This window comes from Streptomyces sp. NPDC096339 (assembly GCF_044762985.1).
In the GTDB taxonomy this organism is placed as follows: Bacteria; Actinomycetota; Actinomycetes; order Streptomycetales; family Streptomycetaceae; genus Streptomyces.
Map to the genome: position 1 here is coordinate 93,407 of NZ_JBIWFI010000014.1, position 19,865 is coordinate 113,271.

Genomic DNA, 19,865 nt, shown 5'->3' on the forward strand with positions numbered 1-19,865 from the left:
ATTTGGCTGAACGCGTTCAATTCCAGGTGTACGCTTCCTTCCATGAGCGAGAGAAGCGCCCTTGAGCGGCGCATACGCGCCTGGTTGGTCCTGTTCCTCGTCTGCCTGGTGCTGAGCGGACTCACCGCCTTCCCCTTGGTGAGCGAACTCCGCTGGTCCAATGCCCTGGTGGACAACGAATGGCTCCGGCGGGTGGGTGACGGGCTGGAACGGGCCGACGCCGAGTACCCCTTCCTCCTCTACGGCACCGACTGGCTCGCCTTCGCCCACCTGGTGATCGCGGTGTTCTTCTACGGCGTCCACCGCGACCCGGTCCGCAACATCTGGATCGTCGAGGCCGGCATGATCGCCTGCGCCGGCATCATCCCCCTGGCCCTGATCTGCGGGCCGATCCGCGGGATACCGTTCTGGTGGAGCGTCATCGACATGTCCTTCGGCGTCTTCGGGGTCATCCCCCTGCTGATCCTGCGCCGCATGATCAAGCGCCTTGAGGCGATGCCCGCCTGATCGAGGTCCTACTTGGCGAAGGCGGCCATGACGATCCCGAGGGCCACCTTGTTCATGTCCTGGCCCTTGGCGTCGGTGGAGTTCACGGAGTACACGAGCGTTCGGGACAGGTCGCGGGTTCCGCCGATCGCGGTGTTGTAGCCGTACCGGCCACCCGTCTTCCCCCAGGCCACCGTGCCGTCGGGCAGGGCGAACCTCTTCATTCCGGCCGTGAGGTCGGCGGGGGCCCCGGTGACGAAGTCCGCCACGGCCGGCACCGTGAACATCTCCTCCAGTTGGGCCTTCGGAACGAGCCGGCCGGAGAACAGGGCCTGGGTGAAGCGTTCCAGGTCCGCGGTGGTCGATATGAGGTCCCCGGCGGCCCACTCGCGCGAGGAGCCCCACTCGGTCACGTCGACCAGCTTCCGCGTGCCGTCGGCCTGGGGCACGGCCTGGTAGCCGTGGTTGTGCGGGCCGGGTATCCGGGTCTGCGTACGAGTCGGCAGGGACGTGTGGTGCAGGCCGAGCGGCTTGAATATCCGCGTGGTCAGGGCCTGCTCGTACGACGTGCCCGTCACCTTCTCGATCAGCACGCCCAGGATCGTGTAATCGATGTTGAGGTAGTGCTGCTTGGTTCCCGGGTCGAACTCGGGCCCCTTGGCGACCGCGTTGGCGATCAGGGCGTGCGGGTCGTCCACGTCGAACCGGTGCGCATAGGCATCCGAGAACGCGTCGCCGGGGCCGTCCGCCGGACGGATACCGCTCGTGTAGTTCAGCAACTGGCGGACACTGACGGGCTTGAAGGACTCCGGCAGCAGACCCGGCAGGTACTCCTGGATCGGCCGGTCCAGATCGACCTTGCCCTCCGAGGCCAGCTGGAGAACCACCGCCGATGTGAAGGTCTTCGTCACCGACCCGGCCCGGAAGCGTCCCCCTTCGATCGCCTCGCGCCCCGTACGGACATCGGCGACACCGGAACTCCCCCTCCAGCTACCGCTCGTACCGCCCACGCGGACGAGGGCCGCCGTGGCGGACTTGTGTTCCGGGCCGAGGCCCGCGATCGCCTGCTCCAGCGCCGCCGCGTTCGGCGGGGTCGCCACGAGCGGCGCGGAGGCCCCCACCGGGACGGGAGCCGGAGCGGCGTGTGCGACCGCCGGTCCGGACGCGATGCCCAGGACCAGAGCGGCGGCGATCAGCGTGCGCGTCGTTGCCTTCATGATGACTTCCCCCTGCGTGACCGTGGGGCCCGTTGCCCCGATGACCTCAATGTTGCTGGTCAGAGGGGTAGTTGCGGATCACCACTGAGAGGGGTCTTCACCGGTACGACAACTCACCGGCCAGAGGGAGGCGACACGCCGTCCCCTCACCCGCCAGAGGGAGTACCCGCCGCGATCAGGCCCGTTTCGTACGCGCAGATCACCGCCTGGATCCGGTCGCGCAGCCCCAGCTTCGCCAGCACGTTCCCCACGTGCGACTTCACCGTGTGCTCGCTCACCACCAGCGCCGCCGCGATCTCCGCGTTCGACAGCCCCCGCCCCAGGTGCAACAGCGTCTCCCGCTCCCGCGTCGTCAGAACCTCCAGCCGGTCCGCCGGGAGTGCGGGCCGCGCCGCCGCCCCGGTCACCGCCGTGTACTCCTCGATCAGCCGCCGCGCCACCGAAGGTGCCAGCAGCGACTCGCCCGCCGCCACCACCCGTACGGCGTGCACCAGATCGTCCCGGCGCACGTCCTTCAACAGGAACCCGCTCGCCCCCGCGTGCAGTGCCTCGTACACGTACTCGTCCGAGTCGAAGGTCGTCAGCATCACCGTGCGGCACGCACTCTCGGCGGAGATCGTCCGGCACGCCTCGATACCGTCGAGGACCGGCATCCGGATGTCCAGCAGCGCCACGTCGGGCGAGAGGCGGCGCACCGCCTCCACCGCCGCCGCGCCGTCCCCCACCTCTGCCACGACCTCGATGTCGTCCTGGACGTCCAGGATCATCGCGAACCCGCTGCGCACCAGTTCCTGGTCGTCGGCGACCACCACACGGATCGTCAAGTCCCCACCTCCTGCTGCGAGGTTACAAGGACCACCCGCACCGCATAGCCGACCCCGTCCGGCCCCGGACCCGTCCACGCCGTACCGCCGTGGGCCGCCGCCCGCTCGCGGATCCCGATCAGACCGTGCCCGCCCGAGGAGGTCCCGCCCGAGGAGGCCCCGCCCGGCCCCCGGCCGTCGTCCGTCACCGTCACCGTCAGCGTCTGCGCCCCGTACTCCAACCGGACGTCCACCGCCGAGGCCCCGGCGTGCTTCACGACGTTCGTCAGCGCTTCCTGCACCACCCGGTGCACGGTCGCCTCCAAGGCCGCCGGAAGCTCGCGCACCGCGCCCGTCCGCTCGTAGGACACGCGCGGCCCACCGGCCCGCACCCGGTCCAGGAGCGTCGGCAGCGCCCCGATCCCGGGCTGCGGCGCACGCGGAGCGGCCTCCTCGGTCCGCAGCACACCCAGCATCGTGCGCAGCTGCGCCATCGCGTCCCGCCCCGTTTCGGCGATGGCCTCGAAGGCCGCCTCGGCCCGGGCCGGAGCCTTGCGGACCGCAACGGGCCCCGCCTCGGCCTGAACGATCATGATGCTGACGGCGTGCGAGAGGATGTCGTGCATCTCCCTCGCTATCCGGGCCCGTTCACGCGCCGCCGCCTGCTCCGCCTCGATCCGGTTCGCCCGCTCCAACTGCTCCGCCCGGTCCTCGACCGCAGCCGTGTACGCCTGCCGGGTGTACTGGGAACGCCCCAGGGCGTACGCCGCCGCGATGACGAACAGCGTGAAGATCAGCTCCCTCGCCGTCCCCGTGTTCCCGTACACCGCGAAGCCCGCGGAGACCAGCACGGCCGAGGTCACCGCGAACCGGGTCCGCGGCGGGCTGAGCACGGCAACCGTGTAGAAGGCGATGAGGGGGCCGTAGGGCAGGGGCTGGCCCGGCCCGTCCATCGCGAAGTTGTAGTAGAACCCGACGGCGACGATCGCCACCAGCACGGTGACCGGGGCGCGCCGCCGCCAGACCAGCGGCACGAGCCCCAGCACCGTCACCAGGTAGGCCGGCCAGCTCTTCGGCGAGGCTCCGGGCTGTGTCGGTACGACGAAGGGCATCGTGCACGCCAGTTGTACGAGCACGGTGAGGCCGAGGTCCTGCCAGCGCGGATCGGCCCGTCGCACGCGCTCGGCCCAGGCGCGTATCACCGGCCGAGGCCTGCGCGTACGGCGGCCAGCGCGTCCAGGCGGTTCGTGGTGACGGAGTCCACCCCGGCGCGGATCAGGGCGCGCATCGACCGCTTGGTGTCCGCCGTCCACGCCGACACCAGCAGCCCGTCCCGGTGCAGGGCGTCGCTGAGCTCCCGGCTCACCAGTCCGAAGCGGTAGTTGAGCCAGCGCGGCGCGACGGCGTCGATCAGCACCCGGCGCGGCGGCGACAGCGTGGTCCAGGTCAGCGCGATCTCCGCGGCCGGATCGGCGGAGCGGACGGCCAGCATCGTGTTCGGGCCCGCGCAGTAGTACGTCCGCTCGCGCGCCCCGCACTCGTGGACCTGGCCCACGACGGTGCGCACCGACTCCGCCGTGGCACCCGGCAGGTCGATCATCAGCCGGCCCGCCCCGGCCTCCATCAGCGCCTCGCGGAGGGTGGGGATACCGCCCCCCGTGAGCTCCCGCAACTGCGGGGCCGTGACGGCGTCCAGCCGCACGTCGTGGCCCCACAGCCGCTGGAGCGTTTCGTCATGGAGCAGGACCGGCACCCCGTCGCGGGTCAGCCGGACGTCGATCTCGACCGCGTCCGCTCCGCGCGCGAACGCGGAGCGGATCGAGGCCAGGGTGTTCTCACGGACACGATAGGGATCGCCGCGGTGACCGACGGCAGCAAGGGTGCGCATGCGCCCATTGTCGACGGGACGTCAGCGAGCCAGCCAGGCGGTGGTGTACGTGTCGATCTCGGCGCTCAGCTCCGCCTTTCCGGCTTCGTCCAGGAAGGAGGCCTCGACGGCGTTCTTGGCGAGCTGCGCGAGCCCGCGCTCGTCCAGGTCGAGGAGCCGGGCCGCCACCGCGTACTCGTTGTTGAGGTCGGTGCCGAACATCGGCGGGTCGTCGCTGTTGATGGTGACGAGCACGCCCGCCGCGACCATCTCCTTGACCGGGTGCCGGTCGAGGTCCGCGACCGCGCGCGTGGCGATGTTGGAGGTCGGGCAGACCTCCAGCGCGATGCGGTGCTCGGCGAGGTAGGCGAGGAGCTCCGGGTCCTGGGTGGCGCTGGTGCCGTGGCCGATGCGCTCGGCGCCCAGCTCGCGGATGGAGTCCCAGATGGTCTCGGGGCCGGTCGTCTCGCCGGCGTGCGGCACGCTGCGCAGGCCGGCGGCGCGGGCGGCGTCGAAGTACGGCTTGAACTGCGGGCGCGGGACACCGATCTCGGGACCGCCGAGGCCGAAGGAGACCAGCCCCTCGGGGCGGAAGTCGAGGGCGAGGCGGGCGGTTTCGGCGGCGGCCTCCAGGCCCGCCTCGCCGGGGATGTCGAAGCACCAGCGCAGGACGACGCCGAGTTCGGCCTCGGCGGCCTTGCGGGCGTCCTCGATGGCCTCCATGAAGGCCTTCGCGTCGATGCCCCGGCTGGTGGAGGAGTACGGGGTGATGGTCAGCTCCGCGTAGCGGATGTTCTGCCGCGCCATGTCGCGGGCGACCTCGAAGGTCAGCAGCCGGACGTCCTCGGGCGTGCGGATCAGGTCGACGACCGACAGGTAGACGTCGATGAAGTGCGCGAAGTCGGTGAAGTCGAAGTAGTCGGCGAGCGCCTCGGGGTCGGTGGGGACCTTCGAGTCGGGGTGCCGGGAGGCCAGCTCGGCGACGATGCGCGGGGACGCGGAGCCGACGTGGTGGACGTGGAGTTCCGCCTTGGGCAGCCCCGCGATGAAGGGGTGCAGGTCGGTCATGGGGATGCCTCCGGAAAAGACGCTGGTGCGGGCAGGTCGGCATTCATCGTAGGCAGACCGGGGACCGTCAGCGGCAGCACTTAGCATGGCTGTACGAGAGGGGGGCTCCGCATGACAGAGAACAGTCCCGAGCTGTGAGACCCGTGGGCTCCGCCGGAGCGGCCGGCGGTGGATCCGGGCAAGCCGCGGGGCACGCACCCCACGCACGGGATGCCGGGCGCGTCCGGCGTGTCGGGCCCGCCGTCCGTGCACGACCAGCCCACGGTCATCGGGATGCCGGGCGCCGAGGCCCCCGCGGCGTATCCCGGGACCGGGCCCGCGACCGTCGCGACCGCCACGACCGCCGTGTACGGCTATCCGGCGCAGCCCGACCCGAACGCCTACGGTTACGCCCACCCCGGTGCGGGCCCGGCCCAGCCGACGTACGGGTACCCCGGCCAGCCCGGATACCCGGGACAGCCCGGATATTCGGGACAGCCCGGATATTCGGGCTACGCCGCCTACCAGCCGTACGGGACGCCGAAGAGCAACGGCTTCGGCATTACCGCCCTCGTCCTCGGAATCCTCTCCGTGGTGGGCTGCGTCACCAGCTTCATAGCCATGGCCGTCGGCATCGCGGCCGTGGTCTTCGGCGCCGTGGGCAAGGGCAAGGCCAACCGCGGCGAGGCCGACAACGGTGGGATGGCACTGGCCGGCATCATCCTCGGCGCCGTCGGCATCGTGCTCGGCGGACTGCTGCTCGTGCTGGGGCTGGCCGCGCTCAGGGACCTGGGCCCGCTCCCCGACACGCGGTACGACAGCCCGTACTCGGACTCCCAGAACCGCGAGCGGGTCTGAGCGGACCCCCGTCACGACCTGCCTAGGCCCACGGCCAGTCGGCGTCCTGGCCCGCCTCGATCAGGGTCACCATGCGGAACGCCCCGTCGGTGAGCCCGCCGAAGGCGTGCCGGTTCGCGGAACCGGAGGGCGCGTGGCCCACCCGGTACCCGGCCAGGTTCCAGGTGTACACCGGCACGGTGTCCGGCACTTCCTGCGTCGGATCGCCGCCGTATCCGTACGAGGCGGCCTGCTCGTCGGTGACGATCAGCACCCGGTCGTGGCCCCGGTAGTGCTCCTTCACGGCCTGGGCCGTGTAGGTGCCGCCGAGGTCCCCGAACCGCTCCAGCACCTTCAGCGCGGACTCGCCCCGGGTATACGGAACCACCGCGCTCGTCGTGCCGAACTGCACCAGGTCGGCGTTCTCGGCCCGCAGCGCCAGCGCCGTGCCGAAGACGGCCGCGGCGTCCGCCCGGTTGAGCTGGGAGCGGTTCGAGAGCGGGCTCCACATCGACCCGGAGCGGTCGACGAGCACCAGCGTCCGGCCGGACAGCGCCGGTACGTTGGCGAGCGAGTGCCCGAGTGCCCGCTCCAGCGGGTGCGCCCAGCGCAGCGAGGGCGCGTGCTGGTAGGCCGCCAGGTAGCGGAAGGGGAACTGCCGGGACCGGGCGACGACCTCCGGGTCGGAGATCTTCGCCGCGACCCGTGCGGCCGCCTCGTCCGAGACCCCGGCCTGGTCGAAGTTGCGCAGGTTGCGCAGCAGAGCCATCGCACCCATGGACGGGATGACCGCCTCCCAGGCGGCCGCGTCCATCGGCCCCTGCAGCCATCCGGCGAGCGCCTCCCAGGTCATGCCCGCTTCCGCGAGGCGCTCCGCGCCGTCCGGGGCGAGCACCACACCACGCCGCTCCGCGACGGGCAGCTCCATCAGGGCCCGGTGGGCGGCCAGGGTGCGGTTGCCGTCCGGGATCCGCGCGCCCTCGGGGTTGTGCCGGCGGTCGAGGGCGTGCCGGAACAGCTCTCCCTGCCAGGGCTTGGCCGGGTCGGGGGAGGCGTGCACCAGGTTGAGTACGTCGCCGAAGCGATAGGCCTTGGAGGGAGTGTCGTACTTCAGCAGGGAGCCGGCGGAGTAGAGCCGGCGCACGGCGTCGGCGATGCCGCGCTTGACGGGCTTGGGCACGTTGCGCCCGTGCGTGGCCGTCCAGTACGCGAGCAGCTCACCGGGCTCGTCGGGGCGCTGCAGTACGCAGTCCACGACCTGGCGGTTGGAAGGCCCGTCGGTGGCACCCGCGTCGAGGCGCGCCTTGACGTACTCGGCGGCGCCGACGAGCGAGGCCGTCCGCATGTTCGCGTCCCCGCGGAGCCAGCGCAGCAGGCCGGCGGTCCACGCGGGGTCCTCGACGGCGAGCCGGCGCACGAGCGTGGCGAAGCGGTCGTCGCGGTTCTCGCCGCTCTCGTAGAAGGTCTGCTGCGTCACGAAGTTGGCGACGGCGAGCAGGAACAGCTCGGAGCGCGGATCGCGTTCGTACCCGGGGCCGTTCTCGCGGGTGCGGGCGCGGCGGGTCGAGCGTACGGGCGAAGTGGGCGCGGCGGGCGCCGTTTTGAACGCGCGCAGGTTGAATCGAGCCATGGTGAATCCCCCCGAATTCGATGGAAGCAAGGAAAGCGGGGGAGGCGTGACGTGGGGGATGCCCGAGATCGGGGTCGGCGGCGGACTTATACCCCGGCGAGCCACCAAGCTGCTCCACCGGCCCGTTCCCTTGCGGGTGACGAGTCCGGGTGGGATTCGAACCCACGACCTCCGGGTTGCCAGAAGTAACCGTCGCCTGCGCACCGGGCATCCCCCACGCGTGCCTCCCGAGATCAAGGTGGCGGCGGCTTGGGATTCTTGGTGAAAGAAGGAGCCGCAGCCCGCGCACCGGGAGGTGCGTAGGTGTCCAGAGATCGAAGCCGGCGAAACCACGTGGTGCTCTACCAACTGAGCTACACCGGCCCGAAGCCGATGACGGGACTCGAACCCGCGGCCGCCCCATTAACAGTGGAAGTAGGTCTCGCCTTCGCACCTGGACGAGATCCACGTTAGGCGCCGGGGCCGGGATCCACCACGCAATTACTCAGCAGCGTCGGCACCATGACCGACTCCCCGTCCGCCCGCGCGACACCGGGACCCGGATCGGCCCCACCATCCGCGGGCAGTCGCACTCCCGGTCCGCGTCGACCCCGAGCACGGGACTGCCCCGCCCGGCCCACGCCGCGCTCGCGCACCATCAGTACGCGGCCGCCCCGGATGATCACGGAAGCGACCCGGCGCCGAGCCGTCACACCCCGCCCCGGACCCCGCCTCACACCTGGCGCGACGCCTCGCCGTTCCGGATCCGCTCGCGGGCCTCCATCAGGGCGAATCCCAGCAGGTTCAGCCCTCGCCAGCGGGCCGGGTCCAGGGCGCGCTCGTCGTCGGCCGCGAGCCCGATGCCCCAGATCCGGTCCATCGGGCTGGCCTCGACCAGCACCCGGTTACCCGTGCCCAGCAGGTAGGCGGTCAGCTCCGGCGTCGAGGAGAACTTGTGCACGCTGCCCTCGACCACGATCCCGTACCGCTCGCGCTCCCACAGGGCGTCGTCGAAGCCGCGCACGAGCCGCCCGGCCTTCTTCGCCTCGGCCGGGGTCCGGGCTTCCAGGGCCGCCCGCTCCGCTTCCGCGTCCCCGAACAGCCGGGCCTTCCCGGCCATCATCCAGTGCTCCGCCGTGTCATAGCGGACGTCACCCACGGTGAACTCGGACGGCCACCACTGGCTCAGGCAGCTCGGACCGAGGCTTCCGTCGGGCCTCGGGCGGTGTCCCCAGAACGGCAGGAACTTGACGCGCTCACCACGGCTGACCTGCTCCGTCAGCTTCTCGATCATCTCCATGCACGCGAGTCTGACAGTCGCCACGGACACTTCGTACGGGATTTCGGGCGCGCCTCGACACATGGTCGACCGATTCCGTCGCGTAATCAAAAGGCAACAACGGAATCACTTGGCCGGGTGGTTCTCCTCTGTCAGGATCGGCACTCAATTCGGGCTGTAGCCCGAACTGTAGCTACGGAGAGCGTGAGAGCGTGATGGGCAACCGCTTCCAGGTCAAAGACCGCTTCGCAGACGGCGCGCAGTACATCGACGGACAGCTGAGGGCCGGGACCTCCGGCCGGTCACACACCGTGGTCGATCCCGCCACCGGCAACGAGGTCCTCACCTACGAGCTTGCGAGCACCGCGGACGTCGACGAGGCCGTCGCCGCCGCCAAGCGGGCCTTCCCGGCCTGGGCCGGCGCCACCCCCGGCGAGCGCTCGGACGCGCTGCACCGGCTGGCCGCCGTACTGACCGAGCAGGCCGAGGACTTCGCGTACGCCGAGTCCCTCCAGTGCGGCAAGCCGATCAGGCTGTCCACGGAGTTCGACGTGCCGGGGACCATCGACAACACCGCCTTCTTCGCGGGCGCCGCCCGCCACCTCCAGGGGCAGGCGGCGGGCGAGTACTCGGGCGACCACACCTCCTACGTACGCCGCGAGGCCATCGGGGTCGTCGGCTCCATCGCGCCCTGGAACTACCCGCTCCAGATGGCCGCCTGGAAGATCCTCCCGGCGATCGCCGCGGGCAACACCATCGTCCTCAAGCCGGCCGAGCTCACCCCGCTGACCTCCCTGATGTTCGCGCAGGCCGCCAAGGAGGCGGGTCTGCCCGACGGCGTGATCAACATCGTCACGGGCGCGGGCCGCACGGCCGGGGAGCACCTGGTCGGCCACCCGGACGTCGTCATGACCTCCTTCACCGGCTCCACGGCGGTCGGCAAGCGGGTCGCCGAGGTCGCCACCGCCACCGTCAAGCGGCTCCACCTGGAGCTCGGCGGCAAGGCGCCCTTCGTGGTCTTCGACGACGCCGACGTCGAGGCCGCCGCGAACGGGGCCGTCGCCGCCTCCCTGATCAACACCGGCCAGGACTGCACGGCCGCCACCCGCGCCTACGTCCAGCGGCCGCTGCACGACGCCTTCGTCGCCCGCGTCGCCGAGCTGATGGAGACCGTCCGGCTCGGCGACCCCTTCGCCGCCACCACCGACCTCGGCCCGCTCGTCTCGCACGCCCAGCGCGACCGCGTCGCCGACTTCGTCGAGCGTGCCCGCGGCTACGCCACCGTCGTCACCGGCGGCGAGATCCCCGGAGGGGACCTGGCCGAGGGCGCGTACTACCGGCCCACCCTGATCACGGGGGCCGCGCAGGACAGCGAGGTGGTCCAGTCCGAGATCTTCGGTCCGGTCCTCGTCGTCCTGCCCTTCGACACCGACGACGAGGGCATCGCGCTGGCCAACGACACCCCGTACGGGCTCGCCGCCTCCGCCTGGAGCCGTGACCTCTACCGGGCGAACCGGGCCACCCGGGAGATCCAGGCCGGCTGCGTCTGGGTCAACGACCACATTCCGATCATCAGCGAGATGCCCCACGGCGGCTACAAGGCCAGTGGGTTCGGAAAGGACATGTCCGTCTACTCCTTCGAGGAGTACACGCAGGTCAAGCACGTGATGTTCGACAACACGGCGGTTGCCGCGAAGGACTGGCACCGCACGATCTTCGGGGACCGACCGTAACCATTCGCGGCTACCGCCGCGTGGGCCCACCGCCTGACCAGCGGTACACCTTCCGAAAGGGCACAGAGCATGGAGCAGTTCGAGCCCGACCGCCTCTCGCAGGCGCAACTCGCCGCGATGCGGCGCAGCCTCACCAGCGGGCGCGGCGCCCTCACCCGCCGCTCGCTGCTGCGCGCCTCCGGCGTCGGCGCGCTCACCCTCGGCGGTCTGGCCGGCCTCGCCGGCTGCGGTATCCCGCCCGCCAAACGCGCGGGCGACTCGGCAGCGGCCTCCGACGACCACTCGGACAAGGAGAAGGAGATCAACTTCTCCAACTGGACCGAGTACATGGACACCAGTGAGGACGAGAAGTCGCGTCCCACCCTCGAAGAGTTCACCAAGCGGACCGGGATCAAGGTCAAGTACACCGAGGACATCAACGACAACGTCGAGTTCTTCGGCAAGATCAAGCCGCAGCTCGCCGCCGGCCAGGACACCGGCCGTGACCTGATCGTCGTCACCGACTGGCTCGCCGCGCGCATCATCCGCCTGGGCTGGGCCCAGAAGCTCGACCCCTCCAACCTGCCCCACGCCTACTCCAACCTGATCCCCCAGTTCCGCAATCCCGACTGGGACCCGGGCCGCGCGCACAGCTATCCGTGGACCGGCATCGACACCGTCATCGCCTACAACACGAAGGCCACCGACGGGAAGAAGGTCGACTCCGTCACCCAGCTGCTCGACGACCCCACGCTCAAGGGCCGGGTCGGCTTCCTCACGGAGATGCGCGACTCCGTCGGCATGACCCTGCTCGACCAGGGCAAGGACCCGGCGAACTTCACCGACGCGGACTTCGACGCCGCCGTCGGACGCCTCCAGAAGGGCGTGGACACCAAGCAGATACGCCGCTTCACGGGCAACGACTACACCGCGGACCTCGACAAGGGCGACCTCGCGGCCTGCCTCGCCTGGGCGGGCGACGTCATCCAGCTCCAGGCCGGCAACCCGGACATCCAGTACGCGATCCCGGCCCCCGGATACATCACCTCCAGCGACAACCTCCTGGTCCCGGCGAAGGCCAGGCACAAGGGCAACGCGGAGAAGCTCATCGACTACTACTACGAGCCCGAGGTCGCGGCCCAGCTGGCCGCCTTCATCAGCTACGTCTGCCCGGTCGAGGGCGTCAAGGACGAGCTCGCCAAGATCGATCCCGCGCTCGCGGACAACCCCCTGATCGTCCCGGACAAGGCGATGGCCGCCAAGGCGCACGCCTTCCGCTCCCTCACCAGTGAGGAAGAGACCGCGTACGAAGAGAAGTTCGCCAAGCTCATCGGCGCCTAGGTGCCCGGCACCCGAGCCCCTTCGACGGCCCGGCCGACCTCCGACCCCTCGACCACACCACCCCCGGGACCCATCCATGACTGACAAGACCGAGGGCGGCGACGTCCGCCTCTCCGAGATCAGCAAGCACTACGGCGCCTTCACCGCCGTGCAGCCGCTGGACCTCACCATCCCCCAGGGCTCCTTCTTCGCGCTGCTCGGCGCCTCGGGCTGCGGCAAGACGACCACCCTGCGCATGATCGCCGGCCTGGAGGACCCCTCCACCGGCACCGTCCACCTCGGCGACCGCGAGGTCACGGACCTGCCGCCGTACAAGCGCCCGGTGAACACGGTCTTCCAGAGCTACGCGCTCTTCCCGCACATGGACATCTTCGAGAACATCGCGTTCGGCCTGCGCCGCCGCGGCATCAAGTCCGTCAAGAAGCAGGTCGACGAGATGATCGACCTGGTCCAGCTCGGCGAGCACTCCCGCAAGAAGCCGCACCAGCTCTCCGGCGGCCAGCAGCAGCGCGTCGCCGTGGCCCGCGCCCTGATCAACCACCCTCAGGTGCTCCTCCTCGACGAGCCGCTCGGAGCCCTCGACCTCAAGCTGCGCCGCCAGATGCAGCTGGAGCTCAAGCGGATCCAGACCGAGGTCGGCATCACCTTCGTGCACGTCACGCACGACCAGGAGGAGGCCATGACCATGGCCGACACGGTCGCGGTGATGAACGGCGGCCGCGTCGAGCAGCTGGGCGCCCCCGCCGAGCTCTACGAGAACCCCGGCACCACCTTCGTCGCGAACTTCCTCGGCACCTCCAACCTCATCGAGGCCTCCGTGGAGTCCGCCGGAACCGACATAGCCGTCTCCGCCTCCGGTACGAAGCTGCGCCTGCCCGCGGCCCGCTGCGCGACCACCCCGCGCGCCGGTGGACAGCTGCTGGTCGGAGTGCGCCCGGAGAAGATCTCCCTGGTCCACGCCGACGAGGAGCACACCATAGGCGCCGGCCGCAACAAGATCACCGGCCGGATCGCGGCCACCTCCTTCATCGGCGTCTCCACCCAGTACGTGATCGACAGCCAGGTCTGCCCCGAGCTGGAGGTCTACGTCCAGAACATCGAGCGGGACGCCCGCCTGGTGCCCGGCGCCGAGGTCGTCCTGCACTGGAACCCCGAGCACACCTTCGGCCTGGACGCCGCCCAGGACATCGACGCGGGCATCGAGACCGTCGAGGAGATCGCGTGACCGGCCCCGCCGTGACGACGGCGCCGCCCCGGGCGACCGCCCCGGCCGAACCCCCGGTGCACAAGCCGTCGGTGCGCAAGCGACTGGTCCCGTACTGGCTGCTGCTCCCCGGCATCCTGTGGCTGCTGGTCTTCTTCGTACTGCCGATGGTCTACCAGGCCTCGACCTCGGTCCAGACGGGCTCCCTCGAAGAGGGCTTCCAGGTCACCTGGCACTTCCAGACCTACTGGGACGCCTTCACCGAGTACTACCCTCAGTTCCTGCGCTCCCTGCTCTACGCCGCCTCGGCGACCGTGCTGTGCCTGCTGCTCGGGTACCCGCTGGCCTACCTGATCGCCTTCAAGGCGGGACGTTGGCGGAACCTTCTGCTGGTGCTGGTCATCGCCCCGTTCTTCACCAGCTTCCTGATCCGCACGCTGGCCTGGAAGACGATCCTGGCCGACGGCGGCCCGGTGGTCGGAGCCCTCAACAAGATCGGCTTCCTCGACGTCACCAGCTGGCTCGGCATGACCGAGGGCGACCGGGTCCTGGCCACTCCGCTCGCGGTCGTCTGCGGTCTGACGTACAACTTCCTCCCCTTCATGATCCTGCCGCTGTACTCCTCGCTGGAGCGCATCGACACCCGCCTCCACGAGGCGGCCGGGGACCTGTACGCCAAGCCCGCCACGGTCTTCCGCAAGGTGACCTTCCCGCTCTCCATGCCGGGCGTGGTCTCCGGGACCCTGCTCACCTTCATCCCGGCGAGCGGCGACTACGTGAACGCCGAGCTGCTCGGTTCCACGGACACCCGCATGATCGGCAACGTCATCCAGTCGCAGTACCTGCGGATCCTCGACTACCCGACAGCGGCCGCGCTGTCCTTCATCCTCATGGCCATCGTGCTGATCATGGTCACCATCTACATCCGCCGGGCGGGGACGGAGGACCTGGTCTGATGCGCAATCCACTCGCCTGGCTGCGGCGCAACCTGGTGGTCATCGCCGGTCTCGGCACGCTCGCCTACATGATCCTGCCGAACGTCGTCGTCACCGTCTTCTCCTTCAACAACCCCACCGGGCGGTTCAACTACTCCTGGCAGGAGTTCTCGCTCGACGCCTGGAAGGACCCGTGCGGGGTCGCCGACATGTGCGGCTCGCTCTCGCTGTCGCTCCAGATCGCCCTGTGGTCCACCATCGTGGCGACCGCGCTGGGCACCGCGATCGCCTTCGCGATGGTGCGCTACCGCTTCAAGGCGCGTGGCGCGGTCAATTCACTGATCTTCCTGCCCATGGCCATGCCGGAGATCGTGATGGCGGCCTCGCTGCTCGCGCTCTTCCTGAACATGGGCATCGAGCTGGGCTTCTGGACGATCCTGATCGCCCACATCATGTTCTGCCTCAGCTTCGTCGTCGCCGCCGTCAAGGCGCGCGTGCTGTCCATGGACCCGCGCCTGGAGGAAGCCGCCCGCGACCTCTACGCGGGCCCGGTGCAGACCTTCGTACGGGTCACCCTGCCGATCGCCGCACCCGGTATCGCGGCGGGCGCGCTGCTCTCCTTCGCGCTCTCGTTCGACGACTTCATCATCACCAATTTCAACTCGGGCAACACCGTCACCTTCCCCATGTTCGTGTGGGGATCGGCCCAGCGCGGTACGCCTGTACAGATCAACGTCATCGGCACGGCGATGTTCGTCATCGCGGTGCTGGTGGTCCTCGCCGGCCAGATGGTCGGCAACCGCCGCAAGAAGGCACAGCCCAAGTAACACCCTGTAGGGAGTTGGAAGACATGGCCCCAGTCGCCATGCGCAGTGTTGCGAAATCCCTTTCCGAAGCGAAGCCGGTCTCGTACTGGCTGGACGACCCCGGCAGGCCCGCCCCCCAGCCGGCGCTGACCTCCGACGAGCGGTGCGACCTGCTCGTCATCGGCGGCGGCTACAGCGGCCTGTGGACCGCGCTCCTCGCCAAGGAGCGGGACCCCGAACGGGACGTCGTCCTGATCGAGGGCAAGGAGGCGGGCTGGGCCGCCTCCGGCCGCAACGGCGGTTTCTGCGCGGCCTCCCTCACCCACGGCCTCGCCAACGGCCTGGCCCGCTGGCCCGGCGAGCTCGCCAAGCTGGAGGAGCTGGGCGCCCGCAACCTCGACGCCATCGAGGAGGCGGTCGCCCGCTACGGCATCGACTGCGACTTCGAGCGCACCGGCGAGATCGACGTGGCCACCGAACCGCACCAGGTCGAGGAGCTCAAGGAGCTCCACCGCGAGGCCGAAGCGGCCGGTCTCGGCGGCGGCTCGGAGTTCCTCGACCAGGACGCCGTGCGCGAGCAGGTGAACTCCCCGACGTTCCTCGCGGGCGTCTGGGACCGCGACGGCGTCGCGATGCTCAACCCGGCGAAGCTCGCCTGGGGCCTCAAGCAGGCCTGCCTGGACCTCGGCGTACGGATCTACGAGAACACCCGCGGCCTGAAGATGGCCTCGGCCGGCAAGGGCATGACCGTCCAGACCCCGTACGGCACGATCCTCGCGCGCAGGGTCGCCCTGGGCACCAACATCTTCCCGTCGCTGGTCAAGCGGATCCGCCCGTTCACCGTCCCGGTCTACGACTACGCGCTGATGACCGAGCCGCTGACCGACGAGCAGCTGGCCTCCATCGGCTGGAAGAACCGGCAGGGGCTCGGCGACAGCGCCAACCAGTTCCACTACTTCCGGATCACCCGGGACAACCGGATCCTGTGGGGCGGCTACGACGCGATCTACCCCTACCGGGGGAAGCTCGACTCCGAGTACGACCACCGCCCCGAGACCTACCTCAAGCTCGCGGAGCACTTCTTCACGGCCTTCCCGCAGCTGGAGGGGGTGAAGTTCAGCCACGCCTGGGGCGGCGCGATCGACACCTGCTCGCGTTTCTCCGCCTTCTTCGGCACCGCGCACTCCGGGAAGGTCGCCTACGCCGCCGGCTACACCGGGCTCGGCGTGGGCGCCACCCGCTTCGGCGCGGACGTGATGCTGGACCTGCTGGACGGAGTCCCCACCGAGCGCACCCGGCTGGAGATGGTCCGCTCCAAGCCGATGCCGTTCCCGCCCGAGCCCTTCGCGTGGACCGGGATCACCCTCACCAAGTGGTCGCTGGCCCGCGCGGACGCGCGGGGCGGGCGGCGCAACCTCTGGCTGAGGACGCTGGACCGCTTCGGGCTCGGCTTCGACAGCTGAGACCTCGCGTACGCCGGGGCGCACCACCCCGGCGTACGACCCCGGCGTACGGCGCCGTCACCGTGTGACCCGGTTCACCGCCACGAGGTGCCCGAACCCGCGTCATAGTCGCGCCCGGCCCCGCTCTCCCCAGGTGAGGACCTCACCAACAGGGAACGGAGGCCGGGCGATGACGATCCCGGAGACCAAGACGGCCGTGGAATGGCTGGCCTCGGTGGCGCCAGATCCGGAGGCCTGCCGGTTCGAGTGGGAGCGCAACCCCCTCGGAGTGGCGCTGCTGCCCGCCGGCCGGCGCTGGGACGTGCTGATCCTGCCCGGAGAACTGGGGCAGGCCACCCTCGACGTACTCGACCTGCTCCTCGACAGGCCCGGCCCCGTGCTCGCCGACTTCGGCGACTCGCGGCTGGGCTTCTTCGTGCCCCCGGGCACGGCCTCCCGCTGGCTCGGTACGGGCGTACGGGGAGCGGGGCGCGGGAGCTGGGTCGTGGTCCCGTATCCCGGCCGGGCCACGGGCGGGGTGCGCTGGCTGGTGCTCCCGGACGGCGAGGGGACCCTCACCGACCCGGCGGTGCTGGAACTCGCGATGCACGAGGCGGCCGCACGCGTGCTGGCGAAGGAGGACCGGACGTCTTGACAAGGGCATTGGTCTGGACCATCTTGGGCGCCGCGAACATCCCCCGACCCCTCCATCCCCCCACGCTCCGGAGGCAGTTGTGCGCAGAGCCATGTCCTTCCTCGGTGCCGCCGCGCTCGCCGTGGCCGGCTTCCTCGCCGCGGGCCCGCCCGCGGCGGCGGCCGACGCCGACCTGATGCGCAACGGCGGTTTCGAGGCCGGCCTCGACGGCTGGAGCTGCTCGGCGGGCAGCGGAGCCGTCGTCACCACACCCGTCCACGGCGGGAGTTCGGCCCTCCGGGCCACCCCGGCCGGCCAGGACAACGCCCGCTGCTCCCAGACCGTCACCGTCAAGCCCGACTCGGCGTACACGCTGACCGCCTGGGTGCAGGGCGCGTACGTCTACCTCGGCGCGAGCGGCACCGGCACCACCGACGTCTCCACCTGGACACAGAGCCCGGGCGCCTGGAAGCAGCTGACCACGGGCTTCCGCACCGGACCGTCGACCACCTCCGTGACCGTCTACACCCACGGCTGGTACGGCCAGCCCGCCCATGTCACCGACGACCTCACCCTCGTCGGCCCCGACCCGGGCGGCACCGGCCAGCCCCGGCCCCCGGCCGCCCCCACGGGCCTGACCGCCTCCGCCGGCTCGTCGAGCACGGTCTCCCTGTCCTGGGCGGCCGTGCCCGGGGCCACCTCGTACACCGTCCACCGGGACGGGGCCGCGCCCCTCTCCGTCACCACCACCTCGGCGGCGGTCACCGGCCTCGCGGCCTCCACCACGTACACCTTCCAGGTCACCGCGGTGAACGCGGCGGGCGAGTCCGAAAAGAGCGCCCCCGCCTCCGCGACCACCCCGAGCGGCGGCGGTGGCGGTGGCGGCGGCCTTCCCGCGCACGCGCTCGTCGGCTACCTGCACGCGAGCTTCGCCAACGGCTCCGGCTACGTCCGGATGGCCGACGTCCCCGACTCCTGGGACGTCATCGACCTCGCCTTCGGCGAACCGACATCGGTGACCTCCGGCGACATCCGCTTCCGCCTCTGCCCGGTCGCCGAATGCCCGACCGTCGAGTCGGAGGCGGAGTTCAAGGCGGCCATCAAGGCCAAGCGGGCCGCGGGCAAGAAGGTGCTGATCTCGATCGGCGGCCAGAACGGCCAGGTCCAGCTCGGCACCACGGCCGCCCGCGACGCCTTCGTCTCCTCCGTCGGCCGGATCATCGACGAGTACGGCCTCGACGGCCTCGACGTCGACTTCGAGGGCCACTCGCTCTCCCTGGCCGCCGGGGACACCGACTTCAGGGCTCCCACCACACCGGGAATCGTCAACCTGATCTCGGCCGTGAAGACCCTGAAGGCCAAATACGGCCCCGGCTTCGTCCTGACCATGGCCCCCGAGACCTTCTTCGTCCAGCTCGGCTACCAGTACTACGGCTCGGGCCCCTGGGGCGGCCAAGACCCGCGGGCCGGTGCCTACCTGCCGGTCATCCACGCCCTGCGCGACGACCTCACCCTGCTGCACGTCCAGGACTACAACTCGGGCTCGATCATGGGCCTCGACAACCAGTACCACTCCATGGGCGGCGCGGACTTCCACATCGCCATGACCGACATGCTGCTCACCGGCTTCCCGGTGGCCGGCAACACCGCCCGCGTGTTCCCACCGCTGCGCCCGGACCAGATCGCCATCGGCCTGCCGGCCACACCCAACGCGGGCAACGGCCACACCGCGCCCGCCGAGGTGAACAAGGCCCTGGACTGCCTGACGAAGAAGACGAACTGCGGCGCCTACCAGACCCACGGCACCTGGCCCGCCCTGCGCGGCCTGATGACCTGGTCGATCAACTGGGACCGCTTCGGGGGCGGGGAGTTCAGCCGGAACTTCGACGCGTACTTCCCGGGCGCCGCGAGCTGACCCACCACACGCCGAGCAGCAGGGGCGCGCACATCAGGAGGCTGGCCACCACGTCCAGCGGCCAGTGCCAGCCCCGTACGACGAGACCTACGGCCGTCGCCCCCGTCAGCACGAGGGCGACGGCCGTAGGCCATGCCCGGCGGGTGTGGGGGCGCAGCAGCACCGCCGCCCCGAGGTAGGCGACGGCGGCGGTGGCGGTGTGGCCGGAGGGGTAGTAGCCGGCGGCCCAGGGTTCCAGGGGACCCGGCCGGGCGGTCCACTCCTTCAGCGGGATGACCAGGGCCGGGACCAGGGCCATCGCGAGGCCCGCGGCGCCCGCGGCGAGGTGCCGGCCGTGCCGGGCCGCGTAGACCATGGCCAGTGCGAGGACGGGCACCGCGACCGGGATGTTGCCGAGGTCCGCGAGGCGCTCGGTGAGCGGGTCCGGGAGGGCGCGCACCACGGTGCGGCTGAGCGCATGGTCCGGGGTCAGCAGCGGGCCCGACACCAGGACTTGCCAGGTGATCAGGGCGAAGAGGCCGAGGAGGCCGAGGAGGCCGGCGCAGAGCGCCGGGAGAATGGCCGGCCGTCCCGGAACAGGGGGGGTGGTTCCGGGACGGCCGCCCGGATCGGGTTGCCGTACGCCCCGGGGGGTTTGGGGCGGACGGCTGTCCGATCGGCGAGGAGTGTGCGCGAACGCATGCCCAGTGCGGCGCTGGGGAAGCCCGGTACTGGTTTCGCCCCCGGTTTCC

At 70.7% G+C, this 19,865-nt stretch carries 18 protein-coding genes; 10 read left to right on the forward strand and 8 right to left on the reverse strand.

From position 1 onward, the window contains the following. Positions 1 to 42: 42 nt before the first annotated feature. On the forward strand, positions 43 to 507 hold the full coding sequence (locus tag ACIQ5Y_RS19895) for a hypothetical protein (protein ID WP_403881694.1): 465 nt from the start codon (positions 43 to 45) through the stop codon (positions 505 to 507). Positions 508 to 515: 8 nt separating this feature from the next. On the opposite strand, the gene ACIQ5Y_RS19900 is transcribed toward ACIQ5Y_RS19895, so the two are convergent. The 5 genes from ACIQ5Y_RS19900 to ACIQ5Y_RS19920 all read right to left on the reverse strand — a co-directional run bounded on the left by ACIQ5Y_RS19900 (position 516) and on the right by ACIQ5Y_RS19920 (position 5,441). Continuing rightward, positions 516 to 1,703, reverse strand: coding sequence for a serine hydrolase domain-containing protein (locus ACIQ5Y_RS19900; RefSeq protein ID WP_403881696.1), 1,188 nt, complete (start codon positions 1,701 to 1,703; stop codon positions 516 to 518). A gap of 146 nt (positions 1,704 to 1,849) precedes the next feature. After that, positions 1,850 to 2,527 carry a response regulator gene (locus ACIQ5Y_RS19905; protein ID WP_403881699.1) on the reverse strand — a complete coding sequence of 226 codons (678 nt, stop codon included), beginning with the start codon at positions 2,525 to 2,527 and terminating at the stop codon, positions 1,850 to 1,852. Beyond that, positions 2,524 to 3,708 (reverse strand): sensor histidine kinase, encoded by a 1,185-nt coding sequence (locus ACIQ5Y_RS19910; protein ID WP_403881702.1) that lies wholly within the window; start codon positions 3,706 to 3,708, stop codon positions 2,524 to 2,526. Before ACIQ5Y_RS19910 ends, ACIQ5Y_RS19905 begins: the two co-directional genes overlap by 4 nt. Then, positions 3,705 to 4,394 carry a glycerophosphodiester phosphodiesterase gene (locus ACIQ5Y_RS19915; protein WP_403881705.1) on the reverse strand — a complete coding sequence of 230 codons (690 nt, stop codon included), beginning with the start codon at positions 4,392 to 4,394 and terminating at the stop codon, positions 3,705 to 3,707. The genes ACIQ5Y_RS19910 and ACIQ5Y_RS19915 overlap by 4 nt, the downstream gene beginning before the upstream one ends. Before the next feature lie 21 nt (positions 4,395 to 4,415). Beyond that, on the reverse strand, positions 4,416 to 5,441 hold the full coding sequence (locus ACIQ5Y_RS19920; RefSeq protein ID WP_403881707.1) for an adenosine deaminase: 1,026 nt from the start codon (positions 5,439 to 5,441) through the stop codon (positions 4,416 to 4,418). Positions 5,442 to 5,609: 168 nt separating this feature from the next. Between ACIQ5Y_RS19920 and ACIQ5Y_RS19925 the strand changes: the two genes are divergently transcribed. After that, positions 5,610 to 6,278 carry a DUF4190 domain-containing protein gene (locus ACIQ5Y_RS19925; protein WP_403881710.1) on the forward strand — a complete coding sequence of 223 codons (669 nt, stop codon included), beginning with the start codon at positions 5,610 to 5,612 and terminating at the stop codon, positions 6,276 to 6,278. A gap of 22 nt (positions 6,279 to 6,300) precedes the next feature. Here the strand turns inward: ACIQ5Y_RS19925 and ACIQ5Y_RS19930 are convergent, their stop codons facing one another. Together ACIQ5Y_RS19930 and ACIQ5Y_RS19935 are read right to left on the reverse strand one after the other, a co-directional pair. Beyond that, positions 6,301 to 7,887 (reverse strand): TROVE domain-containing protein, encoded by a 1,587-nt coding sequence (locus ACIQ5Y_RS19930; RefSeq protein ID WP_403881713.1) that lies wholly within the window; start codon positions 7,885 to 7,887, stop codon positions 6,301 to 6,303. 712 nt (positions 7,888 to 8,599) lie between these two features. After that, positions 8,600 to 9,166 (reverse strand): NADAR family protein, encoded by a 567-nt coding sequence (locus ACIQ5Y_RS19935; protein ID WP_403881843.1) that lies wholly within the window; start codon positions 9,164 to 9,166, stop codon positions 8,600 to 8,602. A 194-nt stretch (positions 9,167 to 9,360) separates the two neighbouring features. On the opposite strand from ACIQ5Y_RS19935, the gene ACIQ5Y_RS19940 reads away from it, so the two are divergent. From ACIQ5Y_RS19940 to ACIQ5Y_RS19975, 8 genes are all read left to right on the forward strand, one after another. Continuing rightward, entirely contained in the window at positions 9,361 to 10,878 is a 1,518-nt protein-coding gene (locus ACIQ5Y_RS19940) for a gamma-aminobutyraldehyde dehydrogenase (RefSeq protein ID WP_403881846.1), read from the forward strand. Between the two features lie 69 nt (positions 10,879 to 10,947). Then, positions 10,948 to 12,198: a spermidine/putrescine ABC transporter substrate-binding protein gene (locus tag ACIQ5Y_RS19945; protein ID WP_403881716.1), complete on the forward strand. Its 1,251-nt coding sequence runs from the start codon at positions 10,948 to 10,950 to the stop codon at positions 12,196 to 12,198. A 76-nt stretch (positions 12,199 to 12,274) separates the two neighbouring features. Then, the gene (locus ACIQ5Y_RS19950) at positions 12,275 to 13,423 is read left to right on the forward strand and encodes an ABC transporter ATP-binding protein (protein ID WP_403881719.1); all 1,149 of its coding nucleotides are present in this window, start codon (positions 12,275 to 12,277) and stop codon (positions 13,421 to 13,423) included. Beyond that, a complete protein-coding gene (locus tag ACIQ5Y_RS19955) occupies positions 13,420 to 14,358 on the forward strand; it encodes an ABC transporter permease (protein WP_403881722.1) in 939 nt (312 codons plus the stop codon). Before ACIQ5Y_RS19950 ends, ACIQ5Y_RS19955 begins: the two co-directional genes overlap by 4 nt. After that, positions 14,358 to 15,164 carry an ABC transporter permease gene (locus ACIQ5Y_RS19960; protein WP_403881725.1) on the forward strand — a complete coding sequence of 269 codons (807 nt, stop codon included), beginning with the start codon at positions 14,358 to 14,360 and terminating at the stop codon, positions 15,162 to 15,164. Before ACIQ5Y_RS19955 ends, ACIQ5Y_RS19960 begins: the two co-directional genes overlap by 1 nt. 23 nt (positions 15,165 to 15,187) lie before the next feature. Beyond that, positions 15,188 to 16,606 carry an NAD(P)/FAD-dependent oxidoreductase gene (locus ACIQ5Y_RS19965; RefSeq protein ID WP_403881728.1) on the forward strand — a complete coding sequence of 473 codons (1,419 nt, stop codon included), beginning with the start codon at positions 15,188 to 15,190 and terminating at the stop codon, positions 16,604 to 16,606. Between the two features lie 169 nt (positions 16,607 to 16,775). Then, positions 16,776 to 17,240 carry a hypothetical protein gene (locus tag ACIQ5Y_RS19970; RefSeq protein ID WP_403881731.1) on the forward strand — a complete coding sequence of 155 codons (465 nt, stop codon included), beginning with the start codon at positions 16,776 to 16,778 and terminating at the stop codon, positions 17,238 to 17,240. A gap of 91 nt (positions 17,241 to 17,331) precedes the next feature. Next, the gene (locus ACIQ5Y_RS19975) at positions 17,332 to 19,134 is read left to right on the forward strand and encodes a chitinase (RefSeq protein ID WP_403881848.1); all 1,803 of its coding nucleotides are present in this window, start codon (positions 17,332 to 17,334) and stop codon (positions 19,132 to 19,134) included. On the opposite strand, the gene ACIQ5Y_RS19980 is transcribed toward ACIQ5Y_RS19975, so the two are convergent. Further along, complete coding sequence (locus tag ACIQ5Y_RS19980; RefSeq protein ID WP_403881734.1) at positions 19,091 to 19,621, reverse strand: phosphatase PAP2 family protein; 531 nt, start codon at positions 19,619 to 19,621, stop codon at positions 19,091 to 19,093. The genes ACIQ5Y_RS19975 and ACIQ5Y_RS19980 overlap by 44 nt on opposite strands. Between the last annotated feature and the right edge of the window lie 244 nt (positions 19,622 to 19,865).

Coding starts and splice junctions, on each gene's coding strand:
- ACIQ5Y_RS19915 (WP_403881705.1), bottom strand. CDS start 4,394: ATGCGCACCCTTGCTGCCGTCGGTCACCGCGGCGATCCCTATCGTGTC.
- ACIQ5Y_RS19965 (WP_403881728.1), top strand. CDS start 15,188: ATGGCCCCAGTCGCCATGCGCAGTGTTGCGAAATCCCTTTCCGAAGCG.
- ACIQ5Y_RS19975 (WP_403881848.1), top strand. CDS start 17,332: ATGTCCTTCCTCGGTGCCGCCGCGCTCGCCGTGGCCGGCTTCCTCGCC.
- ACIQ5Y_RS19940 (WP_403881846.1), top strand. CDS start 9,361: ATGGGCAACCGCTTCCAGGTCAAAGACCGCTTCGCAGACGGCGCGCAG.
- ACIQ5Y_RS19945 (WP_403881716.1), top strand. CDS start 10,948: ATGGAGCAGTTCGAGCCCGACCGCCTCTCGCAGGCGCAACTCGCCGCG.
- ACIQ5Y_RS19950 (WP_403881719.1), top strand. CDS start 12,275: ATGACTGACAAGACCGAGGGCGGCGACGTCCGCCTCTCCGAGATCAGC.
- ACIQ5Y_RS19935 (WP_403881843.1), bottom strand. CDS start 9,166: ATGGAGATGATCGAGAAGCTGACGGAGCAGGTCAGCCGTGGTGAGCGC.
- ACIQ5Y_RS19960 (WP_403881725.1), top strand. CDS start 14,358: ATGCGCAATCCACTCGCCTGGCTGCGGCGCAACCTGGTGGTCATCGCC.
- ACIQ5Y_RS19930 (WP_403881713.1), bottom strand. CDS start 7,887: ATGGCTCGATTCAACCTGCGCGCGTTCAAAACGGCGCCCGCCGCGCCC.
- ACIQ5Y_RS19900 (WP_403881696.1), bottom strand. CDS start 1,703: ATGAAGGCAACGACGCGCACGCTGATCGCCGCCGCTCTGGTCCTGGGC.
- ACIQ5Y_RS19895 (WP_403881694.1), top strand. CDS start 43: ATGAGCGAGAGAAGCGCCCTTGAGCGGCGCATACGCGCCTGGTTGGTC.
- ACIQ5Y_RS19920 (WP_403881707.1), bottom strand. CDS start 5,441: ATGACCGACCTGCACCCCTTCATCGCGGGGCTGCCCAAGGCGGAACTC.
- ACIQ5Y_RS19970 (WP_403881731.1), top strand. CDS start 16,776: ATGACGATCCCGGAGACCAAGACGGCCGTGGAATGGCTGGCCTCGGTG.